16 protein-coding genes are annotated in these 22,590 nt (G+C 38.6%); 11 read left to right on the forward strand and 5 right to left on the reverse strand.

Annotated elements, in window-relative coordinates; translation table 11 throughout:
• Positions 1–2: 2 nt before the first annotated feature.
• On the reverse strand, positions 3–164 hold the full coding sequence (locus tag B3H30_RS16335; RefSeq protein WP_166666239.1) for a hypothetical protein: 162 nt from the start codon (positions 162–164) through the stop codon (positions 3–5).
• Between the two features lie 776 nt (positions 165–940).
• On the opposite strand from B3H30_RS16335, the gene mobA reads away from it, so the two are divergent.
• From mobA to B3H30_RS16390, 11 genes are all read left to right on the forward strand, one after another.
• Entirely contained in the window at positions 941–1,369 is a 429-nt protein-coding gene (mobA, locus tag B3H30_RS16340) for a conjugal transfer protein MobA (protein WP_286834659.1), read from the forward strand.
• Positions 1,370–1,463: 94 nt separating this feature from the next.
• Positions 1,464–1,679, forward strand: coding sequence for a helix-turn-helix domain-containing protein (locus B3H30_RS16345; protein WP_286834661.1), 216 nt, complete (start codon positions 1,464–1,466; stop codon positions 1,677–1,679).
• Positions 1,680–1,695: 16 nt separating this feature from the next.
• Positions 1,696–3,237 carry a type I restriction-modification system subunit M gene (locus tag B3H30_RS16350; protein WP_286834663.1) on the forward strand — a complete coding sequence of 514 codons (1,542 nt, stop codon included), beginning with the start codon at positions 1,696–1,698 and terminating at the stop codon, positions 3,235–3,237.
• Complete coding sequence (locus B3H30_RS16355) at positions 3,230–4,315, forward strand: PIN domain-containing protein (protein WP_286834665.1); 1,086 nt, start codon at positions 3,230–3,232, stop codon at positions 4,313–4,315. The genes B3H30_RS16350 and B3H30_RS16355 overlap by 8 nt, the downstream gene beginning before the upstream one ends.
• A complete protein-coding gene (locus B3H30_RS16360; RefSeq protein ID WP_286834666.1) occupies positions 4,315–5,445 on the forward strand; it encodes a restriction endonuclease subunit S in 1,131 nt (376 codons plus the stop codon). The genes B3H30_RS16355 and B3H30_RS16360 overlap by 1 nt, the downstream gene beginning before the upstream one ends.
• 21 nt (positions 5,446–5,466) lie before the next feature.
• The gene (locus tag B3H30_RS16365) at positions 5,467–6,714 is read left to right on the forward strand and encodes a hypothetical protein (protein ID WP_286834668.1); all 1,248 of its coding nucleotides are present in this window, start codon (positions 5,467–5,469) and stop codon (positions 6,712–6,714) included.
• A 21-nt stretch (positions 6,715–6,735) separates the two neighbouring features.
• Entirely contained in the window at positions 6,736–7,164 is a 429-nt protein-coding gene (locus B3H30_RS16370; protein ID WP_286834670.1) for a hypothetical protein, read from the forward strand.
• Complete coding sequence (locus tag B3H30_RS16375; protein ID WP_286834672.1) at positions 7,161–7,583, forward strand: hypothetical protein; 423 nt, start codon at positions 7,161–7,163, stop codon at positions 7,581–7,583. The genes B3H30_RS16370 and B3H30_RS16375 overlap by 4 nt, the downstream gene beginning before the upstream one ends.
• Positions 7,584–7,636: 53 nt before the next feature.
• Positions 7,637–8,590: an AAA family ATPase gene (locus B3H30_RS16380; protein WP_286834674.1), complete on the forward strand. Its 954-nt coding sequence runs from the start codon at positions 7,637–7,639 to the stop codon at positions 8,588–8,590.
• A gap of 9 nt (positions 8,591–8,599) precedes the next feature.
• Complete coding sequence (locus B3H30_RS16385; RefSeq protein WP_286834676.1) at positions 8,600–11,098, forward strand: S8 family peptidase; 2,499 nt, start codon at positions 8,600–8,602, stop codon at positions 11,096–11,098.
• Between the two features lie 14 nt (positions 11,099–11,112).
• Positions 11,113–14,256, forward strand: coding sequence for a type I restriction endonuclease subunit R (locus B3H30_RS16390; protein WP_286834678.1), 3,144 nt, complete (start codon positions 11,113–11,115; stop codon positions 14,254–14,256).
• A gap of 249 nt (positions 14,257–14,505) precedes the next feature.
• On the opposite strand, the gene B3H30_RS16395 is transcribed toward B3H30_RS16390, so the two are convergent.
• The 4 genes from B3H30_RS16395 to B3H30_RS16410 all read right to left on the reverse strand — a co-directional run bounded on the left by B3H30_RS16395 (position 14,506) and on the right by B3H30_RS16410 (position 22,398).
• Positions 14,506–15,852 carry a BT_3987 domain-containing protein gene (locus tag B3H30_RS16395; protein ID WP_286834679.1) on the reverse strand — a complete coding sequence of 449 codons (1,347 nt, stop codon included), beginning with the start codon at positions 15,850–15,852 and terminating at the stop codon, positions 14,506–14,508.
• A gap of 22 nt (positions 15,853–15,874) precedes the next feature.
• A complete protein-coding gene (locus B3H30_RS16400; RefSeq protein WP_286834681.1) occupies positions 15,875–17,716 on the reverse strand; it encodes a RagB/SusD family nutrient uptake outer membrane protein in 1,842 nt (613 codons plus the stop codon).
• 11 nt (positions 17,717–17,727) lie between these two features.
• On the reverse strand, positions 17,728–21,045 hold the full coding sequence (locus B3H30_RS16405; RefSeq protein WP_286834682.1) for a TonB-dependent receptor: 3,318 nt from the start codon (positions 21,043–21,045) through the stop codon (positions 17,728–17,730).
• 180 nt (positions 21,046–21,225) lie between these two features.
• Entirely contained in the window at positions 21,226–22,398 is a 1,173-nt protein-coding gene (locus B3H30_RS16410; RefSeq protein ID WP_286834684.1) for a FecR family protein, read from the reverse strand.
• Positions 22,399–22,590: the final 192 nt, after the last annotated feature.

Here is a 22,590-nt window from a genome sequence, read left to right on the forward strand (position 1 = left end):
AATCATTCAGTATCAAAGCATTCACGGATAATTATCATTGTGAGGTTGTACAGAAACTCCATAATCAGTTCGGCTTTTTCCTGTTCCACATCAATACCGACCTCACGGAGAAGCTCCATTGCTTCTTCGATAGGTATTTTATCTATTTCTTTTCTCTCCTGCATCGCCTAACTTTTTTGTCCCAACTAAATTAGTCAGGTAAACAAGTCGGATTATTAAGGTTGTAGTCAGAGGTTGCATTTGGCGTTCAGAGGCCAATTACTATAAAAGAAATATTTAAAAATGTCCCCGAAAAAGAATAAAAAGGTAGCAAAGATAAGGCGGACACCCACCGCACCACCCAACTAAAAGACTACGGCATAATGGCAGGGCAAAAAGGTGGCTTCGCCGAGTTGTTGTGTTGCCCTACCACCCTTCGGGTCTTATTCCGTTTCCTTTTGGTTTTTCCGCCTGTCCGCCTTGTTAAAATGGCTTTCTTTTTTTTCTGTTTTTTTCTTTTGGAAACAATTTTAAGAGGGAGGAACACTATTTCATTTCAAACATAATATTCCTTGAAAATCGGCAAACCCTGAAAACGACAAAATGCTTTACCGCTTTTATAGTTTTATGCTTTTAAAACTTTACAGTTTTATTTCCAAAGACCAATACAAAAACTGTAATTTTTTACTTCTCTACTAAATGTTTTGTAGCACTATTTTGGCGTTCATTGACTTGCGGTGCATCTGTTATTCTTTCCGAAATTTGATACAGGAGATGAGCGTTTTCTCTGCTAACTCCAATCCGTTCCGCAGGACGGATTCTTGTGTTCACCAGAACACGGCAAGTTGTGTTTTGAGGCACTCGAAATTAAAAATAGTGCCTCAAAACTACTTGCCCTTACGCAGGGAGCTAAACCATTTCTCCGAAGTCGAATGGTTGAAAAATCAAAAATGGATTTATTATGGAAGAAGTGAACAAAAAGAAGAACAAAGGCGGTAGAAAACCTAAGTTGAACCCTGCACAAAATAGGTATATGTTCAGACTTACCGATGAAGAAAATGCAAAATTTTTAGCTCTTTTTAACCCATCGGGAATGGACAATAAGGCTAAATTTATTGTTTCGTTATTGTTCGGAAAGGAAATGAAAACGGTTAAAATCGACAAAGGAACGATTGATTTTTATATGCGACTGACTTCGTTTCATAGTCAATATCGTTCCGTAGGTGTAAACTATAACCAGATTGTAAAGTTATTAAAAGCTAATTTTTCAGAGAAAAAAACATTGGCATACCTCTACAAATTGGAAAAACAAACTGCTGAAATGGTACAGATATTTAAAAAAGTAGTGGAATTAACCGAGGAGTTTGATGGAAAGTATTTGAAGAGATAAAGATTAAATGAAAAACACCTTATTCTTTGTTCGATGCAACTTTTAAATTACATTTGTGCTATCACGATAAAGTTCTTTAGCTAAATTTTTCAGAATGGAAATATCAGATAAAAGCGTTGGGCAAATGCTTAAAGAAGCCCGGGAACAAAGTCGGTTAACACAAGAGCAGTTAGCCCAAAAGGTTGGAAAAAAGAGAAGTTATATCTCAAAATTGGAAACAGAGTATGGCAACAACATCAAGCTTCAAACGCTAAAGGAAATCGTGGAAAAAGGATTTCAGGGAAAAATTAAGATTAACATAGAGCTATAATATTTGAATTAATATAATGACCAATACATTACAATTAGAAAAGACCCTCTGGCAAGCTGCCGACAAATTGAGAAACAATATGGACGCAGCTGAATATAAGCACGTTGTGTTAGGGCTGATTTTCTTAAAATATATATCCGATGCTTTTGATGAACATTATGAGCATTTGAAGTCCATAGAAGCCGAAACAGGTGCTGATCCGGAAGATAAAGATGAATATACGGCTGATAAGATTTTCTATGTACCGCCGCAAGCCCGTTGGAAATGGTTGCAAGGAAGAGCCAAATTACCAACCATTGGAAAGGATATTGACGATGCGATGGATGCCATTGAAAAAGATAATCCATCATTAAAAGGTGTTTTGCCAAAAGATTATGCCCGACCTGCTTTGGACAAACAACGATTAGGTGAATTAATAGATTTAATTGGTTCTATCACACTAAGTAAAAACGGAAGTGGAAAGGGAAAAGATGTTTTAGGATTTGTCTTTGAATATTTCTTGGGACAATTTGCCGATGCCGAAGGCAAAAAAGGCGGACAGTTCTATACACCTCAAAGTATTGTAAAACTGTTGGTGGAAATGTTGGCCCCTGAAGCTGAAAAACGAGTGTATGACGGAGCTTGTGGTAGTGGCGGAATGTTTGTGCAAAGTGAACGTTTTATAGAAATACACGAACACCGAAAAGGAAAGGTTTCCATTTTCGGACAGGAAAGCAACCCAACCACTTACAAGTTGGCTAAAATGAATTTAGCCATTCGTGGAATAGATGCCAAAATAGAATTGGGTGATACGCTGATGAATGACAAATTCCCTGAATTAAAAGTAGATTATGTGATTGCCAATCCGCCTTTTAATGTCAGCGATTATAACATTAACAAAGCGGAGGCTCATAAATGGAAATACGGCATTCCACCCACGGGAAATGCCAACTACGCATGGTTACAGCATTTTATAAGTAAGCTTGCTCCTTACGGTACGGCAGGTATTGTATTGGCTAATGGGAGTATGAGTTCGGAAATCGCAACCGAGGGACAAATACGCAAAGAACTGATTGAAGCCGATTTGGTGGATTGTATGGTGGCCTTACCATCCCAATTATTTTACAATACACAAATACCAGCTTGTTTGTGGTTCTTGGCTCGGAACAAAGAAGGTAACAGTAAATTAAGAAACCGAAACCACGAAATATTATTTATTGATGCCCGTGAATTAGGTACGATGATTAGCCGTAAACAAAGGGAATTGACCGATATTGATATTGCTAAGGTAGCAGAGATGTATCACAATTGGAGAAGCCCGGAAAGATTTGAAGCAGACTATAAGGATGTTCCCGGGTTTTGCAAATCTGCCAATATTCAGGAAGTGCGGAAAAATAATTATATCCTTACTCCGGGAAGATATATTGACTTCAAAGCGGTAGAAGATGATGGTGTAGCTTTTGAAGAAAAGATGCAAACGCATACAAGCTTGCTCGCTGAACAAATGCACAAAGCGAATGAATTGGATGAAGCTATCAAAACTAATCTTGCTAAAATCGGATTTGAATTAAATGGGTAGATTCAAAAGAAGCAAATCCAAAAAAAGAGGTAGAGAACAAAAAATAATAGGTAATTCAGAAGAAACTCAATATGCTATGCTTAAAACGCTTATAGTTTTTGACACCAACGCACTCCGCAGTACAGAAGCCGGACAAGTTGCATATAGTTTCTTTGCTTTTGGCAAGCCCTTTCAGTTGATTGAAGATTATATCAACATAAATCATCTTAATGAGTACGTTCATTTGGCGATTCCATGTTGGGCAATTGAAGAATTAAAAGACCAAAAAAACAGACAGTATTTAGAAGATCTAAAACAATACAAGGAGGTTACCGAAAGACTTTCTGGATTGCCCGGTTTTCAAGAAATCCCTCTTCTACAAGAAGGGTTTGATTGCAGAGCATACGTACAGGAAAGAGCAGAGGAATTTTTAGCCACCAAACAACTTAAAAAGCTTGAAATTAAAGACGAATTTGCAAGTTCAGTATTAAAAAGTATGATGAGCCGGGTTTTAAAAGAAGAGAAATTTAAGAAACCATTCGCTACTTCCGGAAAGTATTACAAAGACGCAGGATTCAAAGATAATATCGTATGGGAAAGCCTAATGCACTATGAAGAAGTTAAGGATTATGATAAAGTAGTATTTATCACTAAGGATGGCGACTATAGTAATTGTGATAAAGAATTTCAAAAAAAATGGAATAAGCATTTTGCTGTTGAAAAAGATGAGAATTCTGTGATTGTAGAAATAATAAAAGATTATGAATTGTATATCAAAGAAAGAGTGCTTTATGATTATACACATAAGGAATACTTTTTAAATTATTTAAAAGACGAACTCAAAAAGAAATCTGAGATTGTAACGGAAACTGGCACAGGAAAGATTGAAAATTTTAAAATACAAGAGCCTTCTGTAAATATTGAACGAATGCCGCCTTTTGAAGAGGAAGATGAATGTATATTGGTTCATTCCTCCATAATTATTTTCTACAAAGAAGGTACAAATAAAAAACAGCAAGAAGTGATAATGACTACAAAACTTGCTGACGAAGAAACAAAAGACATTATTGAAACCGTATATAATATTGAACTGATTTAATGAACAATTGGAAAACATATAAGTTGAGTGATTTTGCAGAGATAAATCCGAGAATTTCTTTGAAGCAAGGCAATGAATATTCTTTTGTTGAGATGAAAGATTTGGATGCTACTTTCAAATATGTGACGCCATCAGCTAAAAAAGAACTGAAAGGAGGAGCTAAATTTGAAAATGGCGATACATTGTTTGCAAGAATTACGCCTTGTTTGGAGAATGGAAAAATTTGTCAGGTAAAAGAGCTTGAAAACAATGTTGGTTTTGGTTCAACGGAATTTTTGATATTCAGAGGGAAGGAAAAAATTTCGGATACTGATTTTGTTTATTACTTGATGCGTTCAGATTATGTACGAAATAATGCTATTCAAATGATGTCAGGAACGTCGGGAAGACAGCGAGTAGAAAAGTCCGCATTAGAAGAGTTAGAAATCCAAGCTCCCGACCTCACTACCCAAAGCCAAATCGCCCAAATCCTTTCATCATTGGACGATAAAATAGAATTGCTTCAACAAATGAACCAAACCCTTGAAAACATAGCACAGGCTATTTTTAAAGAATGGTTTGTAGATTTTAATTTTCCGGGATTTGATGGAGAGCTGGTGGACGGTTTGCCAAAGGGGTGGAAAATGGGGAAGTTTGAAGAATTAACAGATATAAAAACGGGTAAAGGGTTAAAAAGAAGTGAGTTTAAAATTGATGGAAAATATCCCGTTATAGGAGCAAATGGCGAATTAGGAAAAACCGATAATTATTTACTTGATGATAAATTTCTATTAACAGGTAGGGTTGGGACACTTGGCGCAATCAATATCTCGTATGGTAAAAAATGGTATTCTGATAATGTTTTGATAATGAAACCTTATTCATATTTTTATTACGCCTATTTTATTTTGCGAATGATTGATATGAATTCATTAAACAGAGGAAGTACACAACCTCTTGTAACGCAAACAGATTTGAAAAATTATTTAATGTTAATCCCTAACGATAATATATTGAACCTGTTTGAAGATGTTGTTTCTCATATATTTGAGAAAATATTTTGTAATAAAGAACAAACCCAAACCCTTACCCAAACCCGTGACACCTTGTTACCGAAGTTGATGAGTGGGCAATTGGAGATAAAAAATTGAAACAGCCTTAAGCCATAAGATATGCAACCTGAAAACTTTACCAATCACAGTGTTTTTGAAAAACTGGAGCAACTTAAACAAGCTCTTGAAACAGAAAATACCAAAGAAAAAATCGGCATAGATAATTTTTCATTTTTTGAAACGGCATATCTTTTTATAATCAATAGGCTTCAGTTAACCATACCTATTTTAGTCCAAGAAGCTGAATTAACAAACTTGGCTTCCGAAATAGAAGCTGGGACAGTTCAAATAAATTCGTTCTTTGGAAACAACAATGCAGGACATATTAATAATGCGATTAACAACCTCAACTCTGCTTTAAATCGAGTAAGGAATTTTCCATTGCCTTTGGCTAAGACTAATTTTGACTTTTCTAAAGTGATTGCAAGCTTTCAGAACACAGTAGAAGAAGCCCATAAAGCCATCGAAGCAAGCAATTTAAAGTTACAAGAAGATTTACAAGCAACTCAACAAGATTTAGTCGATAAAAACGCTCAAATAGCAGATTTGCAACAAAAGTTAGCAAATAAAGAAGTAGAAATTCAAAATGTATTGACCAATTACAATACAGAATTTGAAACGATTAAAGCCAATAACAGTAACACATTTGAAACAGAAAAGAAGAAATTTAATGATAGTATTGAAGCTGACCGAAAAGCATTCAAAGAGCTAATAGATGCTGATAAGGACTCCTATAAACAAGAGTATGAAAAACAAAAATCAGATTTAGAAAAACAGACAGTTGAAACTGTCAAAGAGTTGCAGATCAAACTTGAAGAAGCAAAAAAGATAGTTAATATAGTTGGAAATGTAGGTGTTACAGGAAATTATCAAAAGATAGCTGAGCAACACAAAAAGTCGGCTAACTTCTTTAGATGGGTAGCTTTAGGATTTATGGTCGTGATGTCGGGATTACTGATTTATTCCATTATTGAACTAAGCACTTCTGAGTTTAATCTGTATAAATCACTTGTGCGAATTTTAGCAGCCTCGGTACTAACGTATCCTGCTATCTACGCATCAAGGGAATCTACGAAGCATCGAAATTTAGAAACACAAAATAGGAATCTGGAATTAGAGTTAGCTTCTATAGGTCCATTTATTGAATTGCTCCCAGAGGCGAAAAAAGAAACGATCAAAGAAGAATTGGTGAAAAAGTATTTTGGACAGCAGGTAAATATTCATTCTGAGAAAAAGGATGATGACGAAGTTTCAATAAATGGATTAGAAAAAATATTAAAGGCGATTTTACCTTTTATAAAGAAGTAGAGTAAAGTTAAAGCAGAAAGAATGTTTTCAGGTTTAGAACAATATCAGCAAGGGCACTTCTTCTTTGAAAAAGGGGATAATTTAAGAACAGTTAGTAAATTCGTTCCCGATTTACCGGGTGTCTATTACGTTTTACGTTTAGCTAAAGGGAAAGTAGAAATTGTTTACATCGGAAAGTCGGGGACTATTCTGCAAACAGGAAGTTTTAAAGGACAGACTTTAAGAAGCCGTATCAACAATAAGCAGGAAAATATAAAGCGGCAAGATTATTTCACTCAAAAGATAGAAAACGAACAAATTGATGCTTTGGATATTTATTGGTTTGTAACGATAGACGAAAAAAATAACGACTTGCCAGGATATTTAGAAGGATTTTTGATGCAACAGTATTTTAAAATCTATGGTAGGTTGCCAGAGTGGAATAAAGAATTTAATCTAACTAATATATGAGAATAATTGTTTTACAAGGAATGCCTAATAAAGGAAAAACAAATACGATTTGGTTGGTTCGTGACTTATTGTTAAATAACGGTGGTATCCCAATACCAAATGAATTTCAATTTTTTGGAACTAACCAAATATACTATAAAGATGACTTTAAAGACATCTTCGATTATAACGGCATGAAGGTAGCACTATACTCAGCCGGAGATTATTCTACTTGTTTGGCTAACGCTATTTATGATTATGACCGTCAAAATTGTGATGTATTAGTTTGTGCAATAAGCACCAATACAGCTAAAGTAAGAGCCAATAATGCTTTAAACCAATTCAATACCACACGGATAAATAAAACTATTGCACCAAACAGAAATAATCCAACAGCAGAGAATACAGCAGACGCACAAATAATATTTAATTCGCTGTAAGAAAACCGAATATAGAAAAGAACATCATAAATTAATGTGTAAATTTGCATTATATGGCAAAGGCAGACTACATCATCTCGTTAATTAAATCGCATTATAATAATGAACCTGAAAGGTTCACCACTATTGCATTGCAGATAGCTGCCCACGAAGCCAAACTTGGGCATAATATTGTAGCCAGCGAGATTAAAACGATTATTGACAAAGCAAAGGAAACCAAACATAAAACCAAAACGTTTGCTCCCGATTTACAAGGATTGATACAGGAAAACGTTCCCGCGGTAAATCTTTCGGATATGATTGCTTCCGATGACATTAAATCAAAAGTCAACCGCATTATATCAGAGTTTGTACAACGAGACAAACTTCGTAAACACGATTTGGAAAACCGCAGGAAAATTTTGCTTTCGGGTCCTCCCGGAACAGGAAAGACCCTAACAGCTTCTATCCTTGCTTATGAATTGGGATTACCGCTTTATACCATTTTAATGGATAAGATGGTAACAAAATTTATGGGCGAAACCAGTGCCAAACTTCGTCAGGTGTTTGATTTGATTGAGCAGCGACAAGGCGTTTATCTGTTTGATGAATTTGATGCGATTGGTGGGGAACGAAGCCGTGACAATGATGTGGGTGAAATGCGGAGAGTACTAAACTCTTTTCTCCAGTTCATCGAACGGGATAATTCTGACAGTCTTATTATTGCCATTACCAACAATAAAGAACTATTAGACCAAGCCCTTTTCCGCAGGTTTGATGATGTTATTTTATACAACCTACCAAGTCTGGAAGAAAAAGAAGAATTACTTAAAAACAGACTTGCTCAATTTGCCAAGAAAATCAAATTTAAAGACTTGTTGCCTAATATAAACGGTTTGAGCCATGCTGAAATATCACTTGCCTGCATTGATGCAATTAAAGAAACCATCTTGAATGACAAGCAGCCAATGAACAATGAATTAATTCTCAGGGCAATCAAAGACCGTAATGCAGCATATCATAAATAATTTGGACGAATGGCATCATATAAACACATTTTTATTACAGGAAATGTAAATAGTGAAAAATTTAAAACTCCACAAAGAGGCAGAGGGGAATCAAATATTCCTGCTCGTAATAGAGTAGCTCACAGCCAAAAACTTTTAAATCAGTTTGATGCAATCTGGCAAGCAAAAGCACAATTGCAACAACAACGTGGAGCTGAACAAATAGCAACCAGAGAGGGAACCTACATTTCGTTTACCAGTGCTGCTGACCACGACTTGATTACCAAAAGTTTGGAAGACCTTAGAAAGGGTATTCGTTTATTGAATATCAAAGAGATCCCTGTTGGTGAAAACCAAACTCAGGTACGGGCAACAGTGTATGTTCCTAATGGAAAAGAAGGACATTTCATTTCCAAAATCCAAAAATATCAGCAAGAAGAAACGGCTAAAGGAGAGCCTAAAAATGCTCCTTTAGTAAATAGTATCGAAGACGTAAGCATAGCACTATTAGAAGGTTTGTGGACAGATAATCCACAACTTATTCCTGAAGAAAATACTAAGTGGTGTGAAGCGTGGTTAAATGTAAACACAAAAGAAAACCAAGAGCAAGAACAAATTGCACAATTTCTTACTACGCTGGAAAACATTGGAATAGCATATAAACACAACAGTATTATTTTCCCCGAAAGAGCAGTTTTACTCGTCAATGCAAACCGTACACAGTTGATTGAACTGATGTTGCAAAGTGACTTGTTGGCAGAATTTCGGGCAGGGCAAGAACCTGCAGGATTTTGGGTAAATGAAAGTAATGTGGAGCAACAGAATTGGGTAAATGATTTATTAGGAAGAATAGAGCTTGTCGATAGCAATGTAAAAGTTTGTTTATTAGATTCAGGTGTAAACAATGGGCATCAATTGTTGCAACCACTGATTGATGATGCTAATACACTGACTGTTGATAATGTCTGGGGAACAGACGACCACGAATCAGGAGCAGGACACGGAACATTGATGGCGGGTGTTGCGGCTTATGGAAAAATGGAACAGGTGCTTGTTTCACAAAATCAAGTTCCGCTTACACATAGGCTTTGTTCCGTGAAAATTCTTCCACGCCCCCATCAAAATGGAACACCAAAAGAATTATGGGGTGATATAACTGCACAGGCAATTGCAAGAGCAGAAATTCAAAATCCCAATATGGTTTTGGTTTATTGTATGTCCGTTACTTCAACAGAAGATGTAAATGTTGGGAGACCTTCCTCTTGGTCTGGAGCAATGGACAACTTAGCTTATGGCGAAGGTGAGAATCAGCGATTGATAATTGTCTCCGCCGGGAATATCCGTGATGATGAATCGTGGCAAAATTATCCTTATTCAAATTTTATCTCTTCTGTTCAAAACCCCGCGCAGGCGTGGAATGCTGTCGTGGCAGGAGCACATACCGAAAAAGTACAGGTAACTGATCCTAATTTTCAAAACCATTCTCTTGTCGCCAATGAGGGTGAGCTGTCTCCTTACAGTTCGACTTCGCTAATATGGGAAAGAAAATGGCCGGTAAAGCCCGATGTTGTCTTTGAAGGAGGAAACTTACTGAAAGCACCTGATAACAACATCACGTCTCACGAAGACTTGGAACTGCTTTCCACTTCAAAATCTATACAAATTAAGCCATTTGATACTGTGAATGCTACAAGTGCAGCCGCTGCACAAGCATCTTGGTTTGCAGCAAAAGTAGCTTTTGAATATCCGAATGCCTGGGCAGAAACTATCAGAGGTTTAATGATTCATTCTGCCGATTGGAATAATGCGATGCGCAATCAGCACGAAAAGCAAAACAATAAAAGAGATATTACAAATCTACTACGAACTTTTGGGTTTGGAGTCCCTAATTTAGACAAAGCTTTATATAGTCAGGAGAGTGCATTAACATTTATTGCACAGGAAACCATTCAACCCTTTAGTTACAAAGAAGGAAGTAGCAGCGATACCGAAACGAATGAAATTCACTTTTTCGACCTTCCTTGGCCAAGCGATTTATTATTGGAAATGGGACAAACACCTGTTAAATTGCGGATTACCCTTTCCTATTTTATAGAACCGGGGGCAGGCGACATAGGTTGGAAAGATAAATATCGTTATCAATCACACGGTTTACGTTTTGATGTAAACAATATTGGTGAAAATGAGGATGATTTTAGAAAACGAGTAAATAAAGCAGCCAGAGAAGAAGATGAAGAAGTAAACGGAAATGCAGGAAGTAATCGCTGGGTAATAGGGACTAATAACCGTAGTAGCGGTTCAATTCATTCTGACTTTTGGGAAGGTACAGCGGCAGATTTAGCAACTTGTAATCACATTGCCATTTATCCGGTTATTGGATGGTGGCGTGAGCGGAAACACTTAGGAAAAGTTGAAAATAAAACACGTTATTCCTTGATTATTTCGCTTGAAACCCCTGCCCAAGACGTTGAACTATATACAACAGTCAGAACTATGATTGAAGTCCCAATTGAAATTCAAACCTCATAGAAGAATATGAAGATATGGCAAGCATCACCGAAAACCAAATAGAAGAAATTGCATTGGGTTATTTACAAAGTTTAGGCTATGAATATCTGAACGGAGTAAATATCTCACCCGATGGCGATCACCCCGAAAGACAATACAACGAGGTGGTATTAACCACTCGCTTGCGTGATGCTATTGATAAACTCAATCCTTCGCTTTCGCAAGGTGCTAAAGAAGATGCCTTGAAAAAAGTACTGCGTACCGATAGTCCAAACCTACTCATCAACAACGAAACATTTCATCGTTACCTGACGGATGGTGTAGATGTGGAAGTAAGGACAGAAAGCGGTATAAGGGGAGAAAAAGTATATATTGTTGATTTTGACAATCCTGAAAACAATGAATTTTTGGTTGTCAATCAATTTACCATTATAGAAGGCAGTCAGAACAAACGACCGGATTTGATTTTGTTTGTCAATGGTGTGCCATTGGTTGTAATAGAACTCAAAAATGCAGTAGACGAAAATGCCACCATCAAATCGGCATATAACCAGTTGCAAACCTATAAACAAGCTATCCCATCATTATACACCTACAATGAGTTACTAATTATCAGCGATGGTTGGGAAGCCCGTTGCGGAACACTTACGAGTGATTTCGGTAGGTTTATGAGCTGGAAGACCAAAGACGGAAAGACAGAAGCTACTCATTTGGAAATGCAGATGCAGGTCATGTTTGACGGAATGCTAAATAAGCAAACGCTTTTGGATTTAATCCGTCAATTCGTTGTGTTTGAAAAAAGCGATACAAAAATGCTTAAAAAAGTTTCCGCTTATCATCAATATTATGCCGTGAATAAAGCGGTAGAAAGTACAGTGATTGCCAGTTCGGAAACAGGAGACCAAAGAGGTGGAGTGATATGGCATACGCAAGGAAGTGGAAAAAGTTTAAGTATGGTTTTTTATTCGGGTAAATTGATTATTGACCCTCGAATGGAAAACCCAACTTTGGTGATTTTGACAGACAGAAATGACCTTGATGAGCAACTGCACGAGACCTTTACTAATTGCCAACAATTATTGAGGCAAGAACCACAGAAAGCAGAAAGTCGGAGAGATTTAAGACAATTACTTCAGGTAGCTTCGGGAGGTATTGTATTTACGACTATTCAGAAGTTTATGCCGATGCAAGAAGATATTATTCAACCTGAAAATTCAAATATTTTACAAGAACCGGCTGTCGAATACATTGGTGCAGACATAAAAGCATTAAGCGAACGGAAAAACATTGTGGTGATAGCGGACGAAGCCCACAGAAGTCAATACGATTTTATTGATGGTTTTGCTAAGCATTTACGTGATGCCTTGCCCAATGCCACTTTTATTGGCTTTACAGGTACGCCTATCGAAACTTCGGATAAGAATACGCAAGCCGTATTTGGTAACTATGTGGACATATACGACATACAGCAAGCGGTAGATGACAAAGCTACTGTTCCGATTTTCTATGAAAGCCGTTTGGCAAAAGTTCATTTTAACGAAGACGAAAAAGTAAGTCTTGACGAACAGTTTGAAGAACTCACCGAAGGTGAAGAATTGAGCAATCGCCAACAGACGCGAGCTAAATGGACACGATTGGAAGCTATCGTGGGCAATCCGAATCGTATAGCCAAAATAGCGGAAGATTTGGTCTATCATTTTGAGCAACGCAATTCGGTTTTGGATGGCAAAGCAATGATTGTATGTATGAGTCGCAGGATTTGTGTAGAATTATACGATGCTATTATCCAACTACGTCCGTTTTGGCATTCAGATGACGATGATAAAGGAGTTATCAAAGTGATAATGACAGGAAGCAGTAGTGATACCCTGAATATGCAAAAACATATTCGTAGCAAATCCAAGCGAAAAGCTATTGGAGACCGTTTAAAAAATCCGAATGACTCTTTGAAATTGGTTATCGTTCGTGATATGTGGCTCACAGGCTTTGATGCCCCTTGTTTGCATACACTGTATGTGGATAAACCAATGAGGGGGCATAACCTGATGCAGGCTATTGCCAGAGTGAATCGAATATTTACCGAAGGCAAAGAAGGTGGTTTAGTGGTGGATTATTTGGGTATTGGTCAAGAACTAAAAAACGCAATAGCAGAATATACCGCAAGTGGAGGCGAAGGAAAGCCTACTCTTGACCAGGAATTGGCAGTAGCAAAAATGTTGGAATTGCACGAAGCTATTGATTATCAGTTACGGCATTTTGACTGGCGGAAATTCTTTACACTCTCGCCGGAAGAAAAGCTGAAGTTTATCCCTGTAATCGTAGATTATATTTTCAGTCAGGAAAACGGAGAGCAAAGTTTTACCGAGAACACCAAAAATTTATTAAAAGCATTTGCTATTTCTGTGCCACACGAAAAAGCAATGGCAATCCGTGATGATGTAGCCTTATTTCAGGCGATAAAAACAAGATTAGTCAAAATTTCTGACAGAAACGAAGGTAGTAAAACGGATGACGAAATGGAAACGGCTATCAAGCAAATCATTTCTGAAGCCATTACAGCCGATAACGTGATTGATATTTTTGATGCCGCGGGTTTGAAGAAACCGAATATTGAGATTCTTGATGAACGTTTTTTACAGGAACTGAAAGACTTACCACAAAAGAATTTAGCGGTTGAGTTGCTCAAAAAATTGCTCAAAGACGAAATCAAAAAGAAGTCAAAAATCAACTTGGTTGAAAGTAAGAAGTTTTCCGAGATGTTGGAGGATGCTATCAAACGCTACCATAACGGAATGATTGACACCGTAGAATTTCTGGAGAAAGTATTAATCCCATTTGCCGAAGAGATGAAAAAAGCAGACAGGCGGGGCGAAAAATTAGGTTTAGATTATCGAGAATATGCTTTTTATACGGCATTAGAAGTAAACAACAGTGCCGTTGCTGTACTTGGAGATAATATTTTAAAACAGATAGCACAGGAATTATTAAAAACAGTCCGTAACAGTACCACTATCGACTGGACAATAAAAGAATCCGTTCAGGCAGAACTCCGGAGAAATATCCGAAGAGTATTAAGAAAATCCGGCTATCCACCGGACTTACAAGAAAAAGCAGTTGATACCGTAATTACACAGGCTAAAATGTTAGCTGATGATTTGTCAAAAAACAACACTCGGTAATAGATAATAGTACCTCATTTATCATCACTGTCTATCACTGCCAACCGCTCCAAATCTTCCAAAAAATGTTTCGAGATTTGTTCGGTTTCGGCTACAAAAAGCGACTTCAAAAGAGTCGCTTTTTTTATTTTAGGAACAAATATTAAAAAAGCAAAAAAGTCACTCCGGAAAATGGAGTGACTTTCAGCTCTACCAGATTGCAAGCTAGACTATACTTGAAGTTGTATTATGTCTAATCTCGGATGCATTTTATAATCCTTTGACATATACTTCTGCTATAGCGGATGAAGGCGGACGATTACTTGCTGTTACCGTACATTTTAAATAACGGGCTTTTGTCGTCGGAACATTCACGGCCAACGTCGATTTGGGACTGTTTGTTCCGAAATCAATCTTCCCTATTGGAACATATGTTTTATTGTCATTACTAGTCGAAAACTCAACGACTTTTAAGTCATTATTCCATAACCTTCTTGTTAATTCAATCATCATCACATTATATTCCTTTCCAAAATCTATTATGACATAATGCGGTAATGGGGGTTCTCCTCCCATCCAGACATTATGCCAGTAGGTATCGGGGTTCCCGTCCAATATATTTTCCTTTTCACCTCCGCCAATCCATTCGGAAGAAGCCGCAATTACTTTCCAGCCACTACGGGGGATATCTGGCGGTTGAAAGGACACTGGAACCAATATTGTGGAAGCATCAGGGTTAATACCATTTTTTGAAACAGACTTAATCCGTAAAGGCAACGCATACTCCCCAAATAAATTGGTTGTTCCATCAATAAGTCCTTTTTTCAGAATAGTGTATGAAAAACTCGTTTTATTCTCCTTTTCAGCAATTTTATAAGGCGCGGGTAAAAGCTGATAGGCCGCTTTTGGTAGTAATTTCAACTTCTTATCGTCTGATACCGTTCCGTTGTAATTATCCAAAATCACGGGATCCACTTCAATTTCATAGTCAAGATTCCATTGATTGGGATAATTGGTGACCAATGTCGCTTTTCCTACGACCTGTTCAGCTCCCGTGGGGCTCAGTTTGATCTGATCAAGCTGCAGGCCCGGTGAAGTGAATTCCAAAAATGGGTCTTTAACGTTAGGAATCAACAATGTCGTTGCCATTTCAGGTTTCAGTGCATGCAACACCCCACCCTCTGCTTCAATGCGGCAAGGAAGCACATATAATTCCTTATATTTTCCTTGCAACACTTTTATGCGCTCAGTATCAAAAGCAATTGCGATATCCTGCAGATAATCCTTTTTTTCAAAGGCTAGTGTTGTATTTGCAATTTTATAGCAATCAGTGGGAAGCAGCTTATAATTTGTCCCTTGCTGCGCGTTATAGGCTGCTAGGTACGCTTCGTCAATCTTGAAGTTTATCTTTGCTTCCTGTTGTCCAATTCCAGCCTTAACAACAGTTACATTATAATCAAATTTTCCCCAGTCAAATACCGTTATTTTATTCTCTTTGAAATCTCTGAAATAAATGGTGTCGTCGACCATGTTGTTCATTCGATCATCCTTTTGACATCCATTCATCAGGAAAAGTGTCAACAGAAGAACACAATAGGATATATAATTTCTCATCATTTTCAGTATTATTTAATAAGTACTACCATCCATAGTTCTGTGTAATGTTGATCATCTCGCTCAGTTGCTTTTGCTGTATCGGGAAGAAATAATGTTTGGCCTGAAAACTTCGCTTTCCAGGAAAAACATCTTTAGTCCGTTCCCAAGAGGATTCATAAGAAGTTGCGGCAACATTACGGGTATAATAGGGCTCATTCATTTCTTCCTCTGCAATCATCCAGGTTCTCAGATCGGGGTAACGATGGCCTTCAAATGCCAATTCGACCATTCTTTCTTTTCGCAGCAATACCCGCAGGAGTTCTTTATTTCCCCGAACCTCTGGATAAGCAACTTCCAAGTCGTTCAAGCCGCTCCGCTTACGCACCAGGTTGATAAATTTTAACGCCTCCACTTCATCACGAGCAGGTTTTTCATTGCAAGCCTCCGCGTAGTTTAGATAGATCTCAGCCAGACGATAATAGGGCCATGCAAACTGCCCCCAGTTACCCGCTTCGATATCATTTGTTGGGTCACTCATTCTCCGCCACAAGTAGCCTGATTTTACGCAGTCCCCTGTTTTCGTATACGAAGATGTTCCGCCATCAAAGAATGTCACCTGTCTGGGTTGAGGTTTTGGATTGGTCCAATACATTCCATTTGCCAAAATGGATGCGTAGAAACGTGCATCCCTTCCGACACAACTGTTGTGCGCCTTAAAAGAGGCAAAATTGTCCAAGGGATGCACATAGTTATCTGTAAACCCCGTTTCTTGGTATCCTGATTTTTCATCAATTATAGGCTGTCCATTGCTACTGTAACCTGTAATCGGGTAGCGTCCTGAACTTGCCATCGGATAGGTGTCGACCAGTTTTAGCGAAGGTGCATAACCGCCCCAGCCCATCGTCACAACTCGCGGTGGAGCCGTACGGACGTTATAATTGAAGCCGTCATCAGACCATCTTCCCCAAATAATCTCCGAATTCCACTTATCAAAATAAATACCCATGTAGGATTTAATTGCACGTCGAAAAGAGTTCGTCTCTTTGTTATCTTGGTAAAGTGCATACACATTCAGATCAATCAACGCCTTGGCAGATTTGGCCGCAAGCTCCCATTTATTGGGATCTGCGGTTTGTGGAAATAAGAATTCACCGCTTTTATTCCTTATTCCTATATAAAGTTTCGCTCCGTTAAATAGCGGCCTAGCCATATACAGCAGTAATTCAGATTTTGCGGCCATCACAGCCCCTTTTGTCAATCGACCATACCAGGCTTGATCAGTTATTTCCTGTGGCAATACGGCACTTGCTTTATCAAATTCAGAAACTATGAAATCCACATTTGTCTGCAAAGACATACGATCTACTGTCGTTGGATCAATTTTACTATCGGGAGCACGATCGCCCCATACAAATACAGGTCCATATCTTTTTAAAAGCAGATAATAAAAATAGGCTCTTAAAAAACGGGCTTCGGCTTTCATAATATCTTTAGTAGCAGCACTCAATTCCACATTTCTATCAATATTTTCAATGAAAATGGTTGCCTGATTAATCCCTTTATAGTTCTGTTCCCAAGTTGTATAATCCTGGGTTGTCACGCCCCATGCCCCATTCGCAAAGTTAAGCCATGGAACCCAGGCTACCCATGAAAATAAGGCTTCATCACTCAGCGGAACATTTCCGCCTTCACCATTGAACATATCATGTTCTATAGGCAAATAGCCATACACCTGAGCCAGATACTGTTCCGTGGTTTTCCGTTTATTAAAAACCTCTTCTAAAGTCATTTGATTTTCTAGATCCACGTCGAGATATTTGCTACATGCCCCGAGGGAAAATACCAGTAATAGGCAGGAAATCGAGTATATATACTTTTTCATCATTATCTTTCAGATTAAAGTGTTACACTTAAACCAACATTAAATACACGCATTTGAGGATAGCTGCTTCCTGAAACTGTTTCCAATTCAGGATCCCACAACTTGAACTTACTGAATGTGAACACATTTACGCCTTGTGCATAAATACGCACGATTGACATTTTCCATTTTTCCGTGAGCTGCTTTGGCAACGTATAGCCCAATTCTAGATTCTTCAAACGGATAAAGCTCATATCGCGTTGCCATAAAGTGGAAGCCTGAGAGTTATTGGCAATATTAAATGAGAGCCGTGGATAAGTTGCATTTGGATTAGGGTTGTCTGCACTCCAGCGGTGATCAGCGACATCCGAATAGATCTGTCCATAGCCCCAGATGTTGCCAGTTTGACCATATAGAGGTCCTCCCGCTATAATCCGGGATATTTGTCCAACGCCATGGAAAAAAGCCGATAGATCAAATCCTTTCCAAGATACACTGGCGCCAAATCCATAATTCCATTGCGGCATATCTGTATCACCTATCGCTACTTTATCTTCTTCTGTAATTTCGCCGTCTCCATTGATGTCCCGATATTTTACATCACCGGGACGTATCACATCGCCATAGCGTTGAATCGGGCTATGCGCGATTTCCTCTTCTGACTCAAACAGCCCCAAAGCAATTAATCCGCGCTGTTGTCCCCAGCGTTGTCCTATTTCAGAATGATATGCCCATCTTGGAATCGGCTTGTCATCAAATAATTTTTTATTTCGATTGTAAGTTAGATTACCCCGGACCTGTATGCCGACTTCTCCCTGGCGATGATTAAACTCCAAGGATCCTTCGGCCCCTTTATTTTGCATCTGTCCAATATTAACATAGGGTTTTACATTAATTCCCACGATGGAAGGCACACTTTCCTGAAGAATGTAAATTCCATCACGTTTCTCCGCAAAATAATCGGCCTGTATGGTCAATTTGTTGAAAATGCTTAACTCAAGCCCGATATTACGCTTTAATGCACTTTCCCAGGCAACCAGTGGATTCCCTGGATAACCGGTTGCTATACCCTGAAGATAATTTTTGCCACCAATGCCGAAAGAATAGCCACCATCGAGCTTCATTTCTGAATTGTAAGCAAATCGACGTGAACCACCGATTTTATCGCTACCAATCCGACCAATTGATCCCCGAATTTTCAGAAAGTTAACGACAGGCAATAGCGACTTAAAGAACGCTTCATTACTAATAACATAGCCCATAGCCAGGGAAGGAAAGAAACCAAAACGTTTCTTTGGCGCAAAGTTCTCAGATCCATTGTAGCCAAAGTTACCTTCGATAAAATAGCGGTCCTGGTAGGAATAGGTCAAACGTGAAGCAATCCCCGTATTACGATAGGGGAATGCTGCGATATAATCCCGTTCTGGAAAGTTATTTGTCCGCTCGCGCATGGAGAATAAAAATAGTCCTCCGACGCGATGCTTGTTTCCAAACAACTGGTCATACATCAGGGAACTTTCAAAATTAGTCGCACGCTCTCCCGAATGATAGTCGGCTAAAGCAAGATAATCGCTGCCATTACCGTTATCTTTTAAAATAAGATTCCCTTCGCTGTCCCGCGGTTTTGTTTTGTCAACATAATAGGTGGTTGGTGCCTTTCTTTTGTCTAATGTCGAAGAGTTCTTTGCATCCCAGGAAAATTTAACATTCGCTTTTAAACCGGGAGTTATCAACTCCGAAAAATCTTGAGTGATACCAATCAACGACTGCGCATTATTCCAGAAATCCTTCGAGAATCCAGTAGTATTGAGCGAATAATAGGGATTTTGTCCTCCTTGTGGCTGTGCATAGGCGCCATTTGAAAACTGGGTAGGTGTTGCCACTGGTGTGGTGTGGAGCACAATATCATACATATCACCCAAATTTACACCTAATCGGTTTTTTGTTTCGTATTGATTGGAGAGGTTTAGGTTTACTTCAGTCGATCGAGACAGTCTAATATCAACATTCGATCTAAAATTAATCCGGTCGAAATTCACAGATGGATCATAATTCGATGTTTTTCGAGGCTGAAAGATCCCATTCTCTTTCATATAAGAACCCGAAACGTAATATTTAATAAAATCTCCTCCTCCAGTCACATTTACATTCAAACGTTCATTTGATGTTCTCTTTTTAAAGATCTCTTGCATCCAATCCACATTTGGATAGACATCTGGATCTACTTTATTCACATATTTATTTATCTCTTCTTGTGTCAATGGGGCTTTTCCAGAAGCTTCAAAATTGATATCGTTATAATAATCTAACCATTGAGCAGCATTTGCCAATTTCGGTAGGACAACAGGTTCCAACATACCGCGCTCAACACGTGCATTGATACTCGGTTTAACACTTTTCTTTCCCCTTTTTGTTGTAATGATCACAATACCATTTGCTCCCCTTACGCCATACACGGCTGTGGCAGTTGCATCTTTCAAGACAAAGAATGACTCGACATCCTCGGGGTCTACGAGGTCCATGGGACGTTCGATCCCGTCCACCAATACCAGTGGACCGGTCCCCCCCGCAAAACTGCTCACCCCACGTATCCAAAATGACGTTGCAGAGCCGGGCTCTCCCGAACCTTGAACCGTAACAACGCCCGCCATCTGTCCCGCCAATGCGCTGCTGATCTTAGCAACGGGAGTTTTTAATTGTTGCGGGGAAACGCTACTAATTGCACCCACTACGCTAATTTTACGTTGCTTTCCATAAGCAACAACTACAGCTTCCTCCAGATCGCTTACCGCAGGCTCCAAAGTGATCTTCAGCTGATTTGACGCAATAATATTCCGCTCAAACGACTGAAATCCTACGAGCGAAAACTGCAGCACCTTATGCTGATCTTCAATTTCCAAGGCAAATTGCCCCTGCGCATCGGTCTTCGTTCCAATAGTTGTCCCATTAACCGAAACCGTGACACTTTCCAATGGCGCTCCCTTCGTATCAGACACAACTCCTGTTATTCTACGCCGCTGCAAGAACACCGCGGTGCTGGAAGCAACTTGCGGAGAACCCACTTTGGCCATAATCAATACCGTGTTCAGATTCAATTCGTAAGTCAGGTTTCTTTCCGACAGAAACTCTTGTAGGACCTCTTTAAAGTTTTTGTGATTTGCTTTAATAGTCACTCTTTTCTGTTTATTAATCAAACTGTTATTGTACAAAAACTCGTACCCCGTTTGTTTTTGAATCTCATCCAGGACGTCCACCAAACGTCCATTTTTTATATCCAATGTCACTTGTTGACCAAAGCTAGATGCATGAACATGCACCATGGAGATGATGAGGATTAGTATGCATACTTTCATCCTGATAAATGCTTTTACAAAGAATTTTTGTGTAAAAAAGCAACTTTTGCTATTCCTTTTATACATTTGTATAGGTTTGGTGTTAAATGGTTTATAACTCAATTAGGTTTATTTAATTGCTAAACTACGATCGGGAGTGTTGCGAGCACTTCCGATTACTTTTAGCTCAAAGTCTCATTGTTACATAACAAGGACCCTCCCATCCTGAATTTTAAATTTATAATTGGATATTTTTTCCAGCTGCCGGAGTAAATCCGAGAGCTTTTTGGTCCGCTTTATCATCCCCGTAAATTTATCGGTGGACGATGAATTCACCTTCACTTCTTTGATATCATACCATTCGCCCACTTTTTGCAAGACAGTCTCAATATTATCTTCTGTAAAGCGGAAGAAGCCATCCCGCCAAGCGAGAACCTCTTTTAGGTCGGCTTCCTGTACGGAAATTTGTTTCGTATGCAGATTGGTTTGTGCTTGCATTCCAAGGCTTAAAATCTGCTGATTATGCCCCGCACTTACAGCAACCTTACCTTTGATTAAAGTGGTCAGGATTTTAGTTTTGCTGAGATCAGAGGCAATATTGAATTGTGTTCCCAACACTTTGACCTGGGTTTGTTTCGTCTGAACAATAAATGGTTTTCTACTGTCATGAGTGACATCAAAATAAGCTTCACCATCCAAGAATACCGTTCGGGTATGTTCATCAAAATGTGTTGGATAGGTCAAGCTCGCGCCCGAGTTTAGTTGAACCTGTGTGCCATCAACCAACTTCACGGTCAATGCGCTACCTTTTGGACTCAGGAAAGTTCTCATCTCAGATTTGCCCTCGACATTATTTTTAACTTGATATACCACTGTACCATCTGTTGCTTTAACGATGCTCAGACCGTTTTTATCCAAGGTTTCAGGATGATCTTCTGAAATTGAATATTGGTCACCATTGGAAAGTTTAAGTATAGGCGCACCGTTTTCTGGCAAGGCGATTTCCCTTGGTGAGACGGCTTGTTGAGAAGTTCCTTCCTTCGCGCTTTGTTGGACCAGAAACAGAATTGAAAAACAAAAGACAACAATTGCGGCAGCAATCCCCCCCCATTTGATGTAGCGCAGCTTTGATTTTCTTTCATCTCCTATCTCTTTATGATGTCCGCCTATTCGACTTGAGATCTGATTTAAAACCTGATCCCTGTTAAATAGCTCCGAGCGTTCAGGAACTCTTTCGCCCATACGTTCAAAAAGATCGGAGAACTCAGCTTCTTCCAGCTGATCTAATTGATCGAGCATCTCTTTCAATTCCCAACGAGAGATTGTATTCCTAAAATAATGGGTTAGCAAATAGCGTAGTCTTTCTTCTTGCATGGTCAAATTGGTTCGTACTTTCTAAGTATTTATTTCAGTACACCGCAAAAACAGAAAAGGACTACAGGAAGAGATATTTTTTTTATTTTTTTTTAGATCCTTATGAAATTGTTATAGGTATAAAATTTCCAATGGAACTTCAGTCCAACTGTTTAGCATATCGATAAGCAGTTAGGAGGATTCCATCAATCC

The organism is Sphingobacterium sp. UBA7038 (assembly GCF_002494055.1).
Taxonomy (GTDB): Bacteria; Bacteroidota; Bacteroidia; order Sphingobacteriales; family Sphingobacteriaceae; genus Sphingobacterium; species Sphingobacterium multivorum.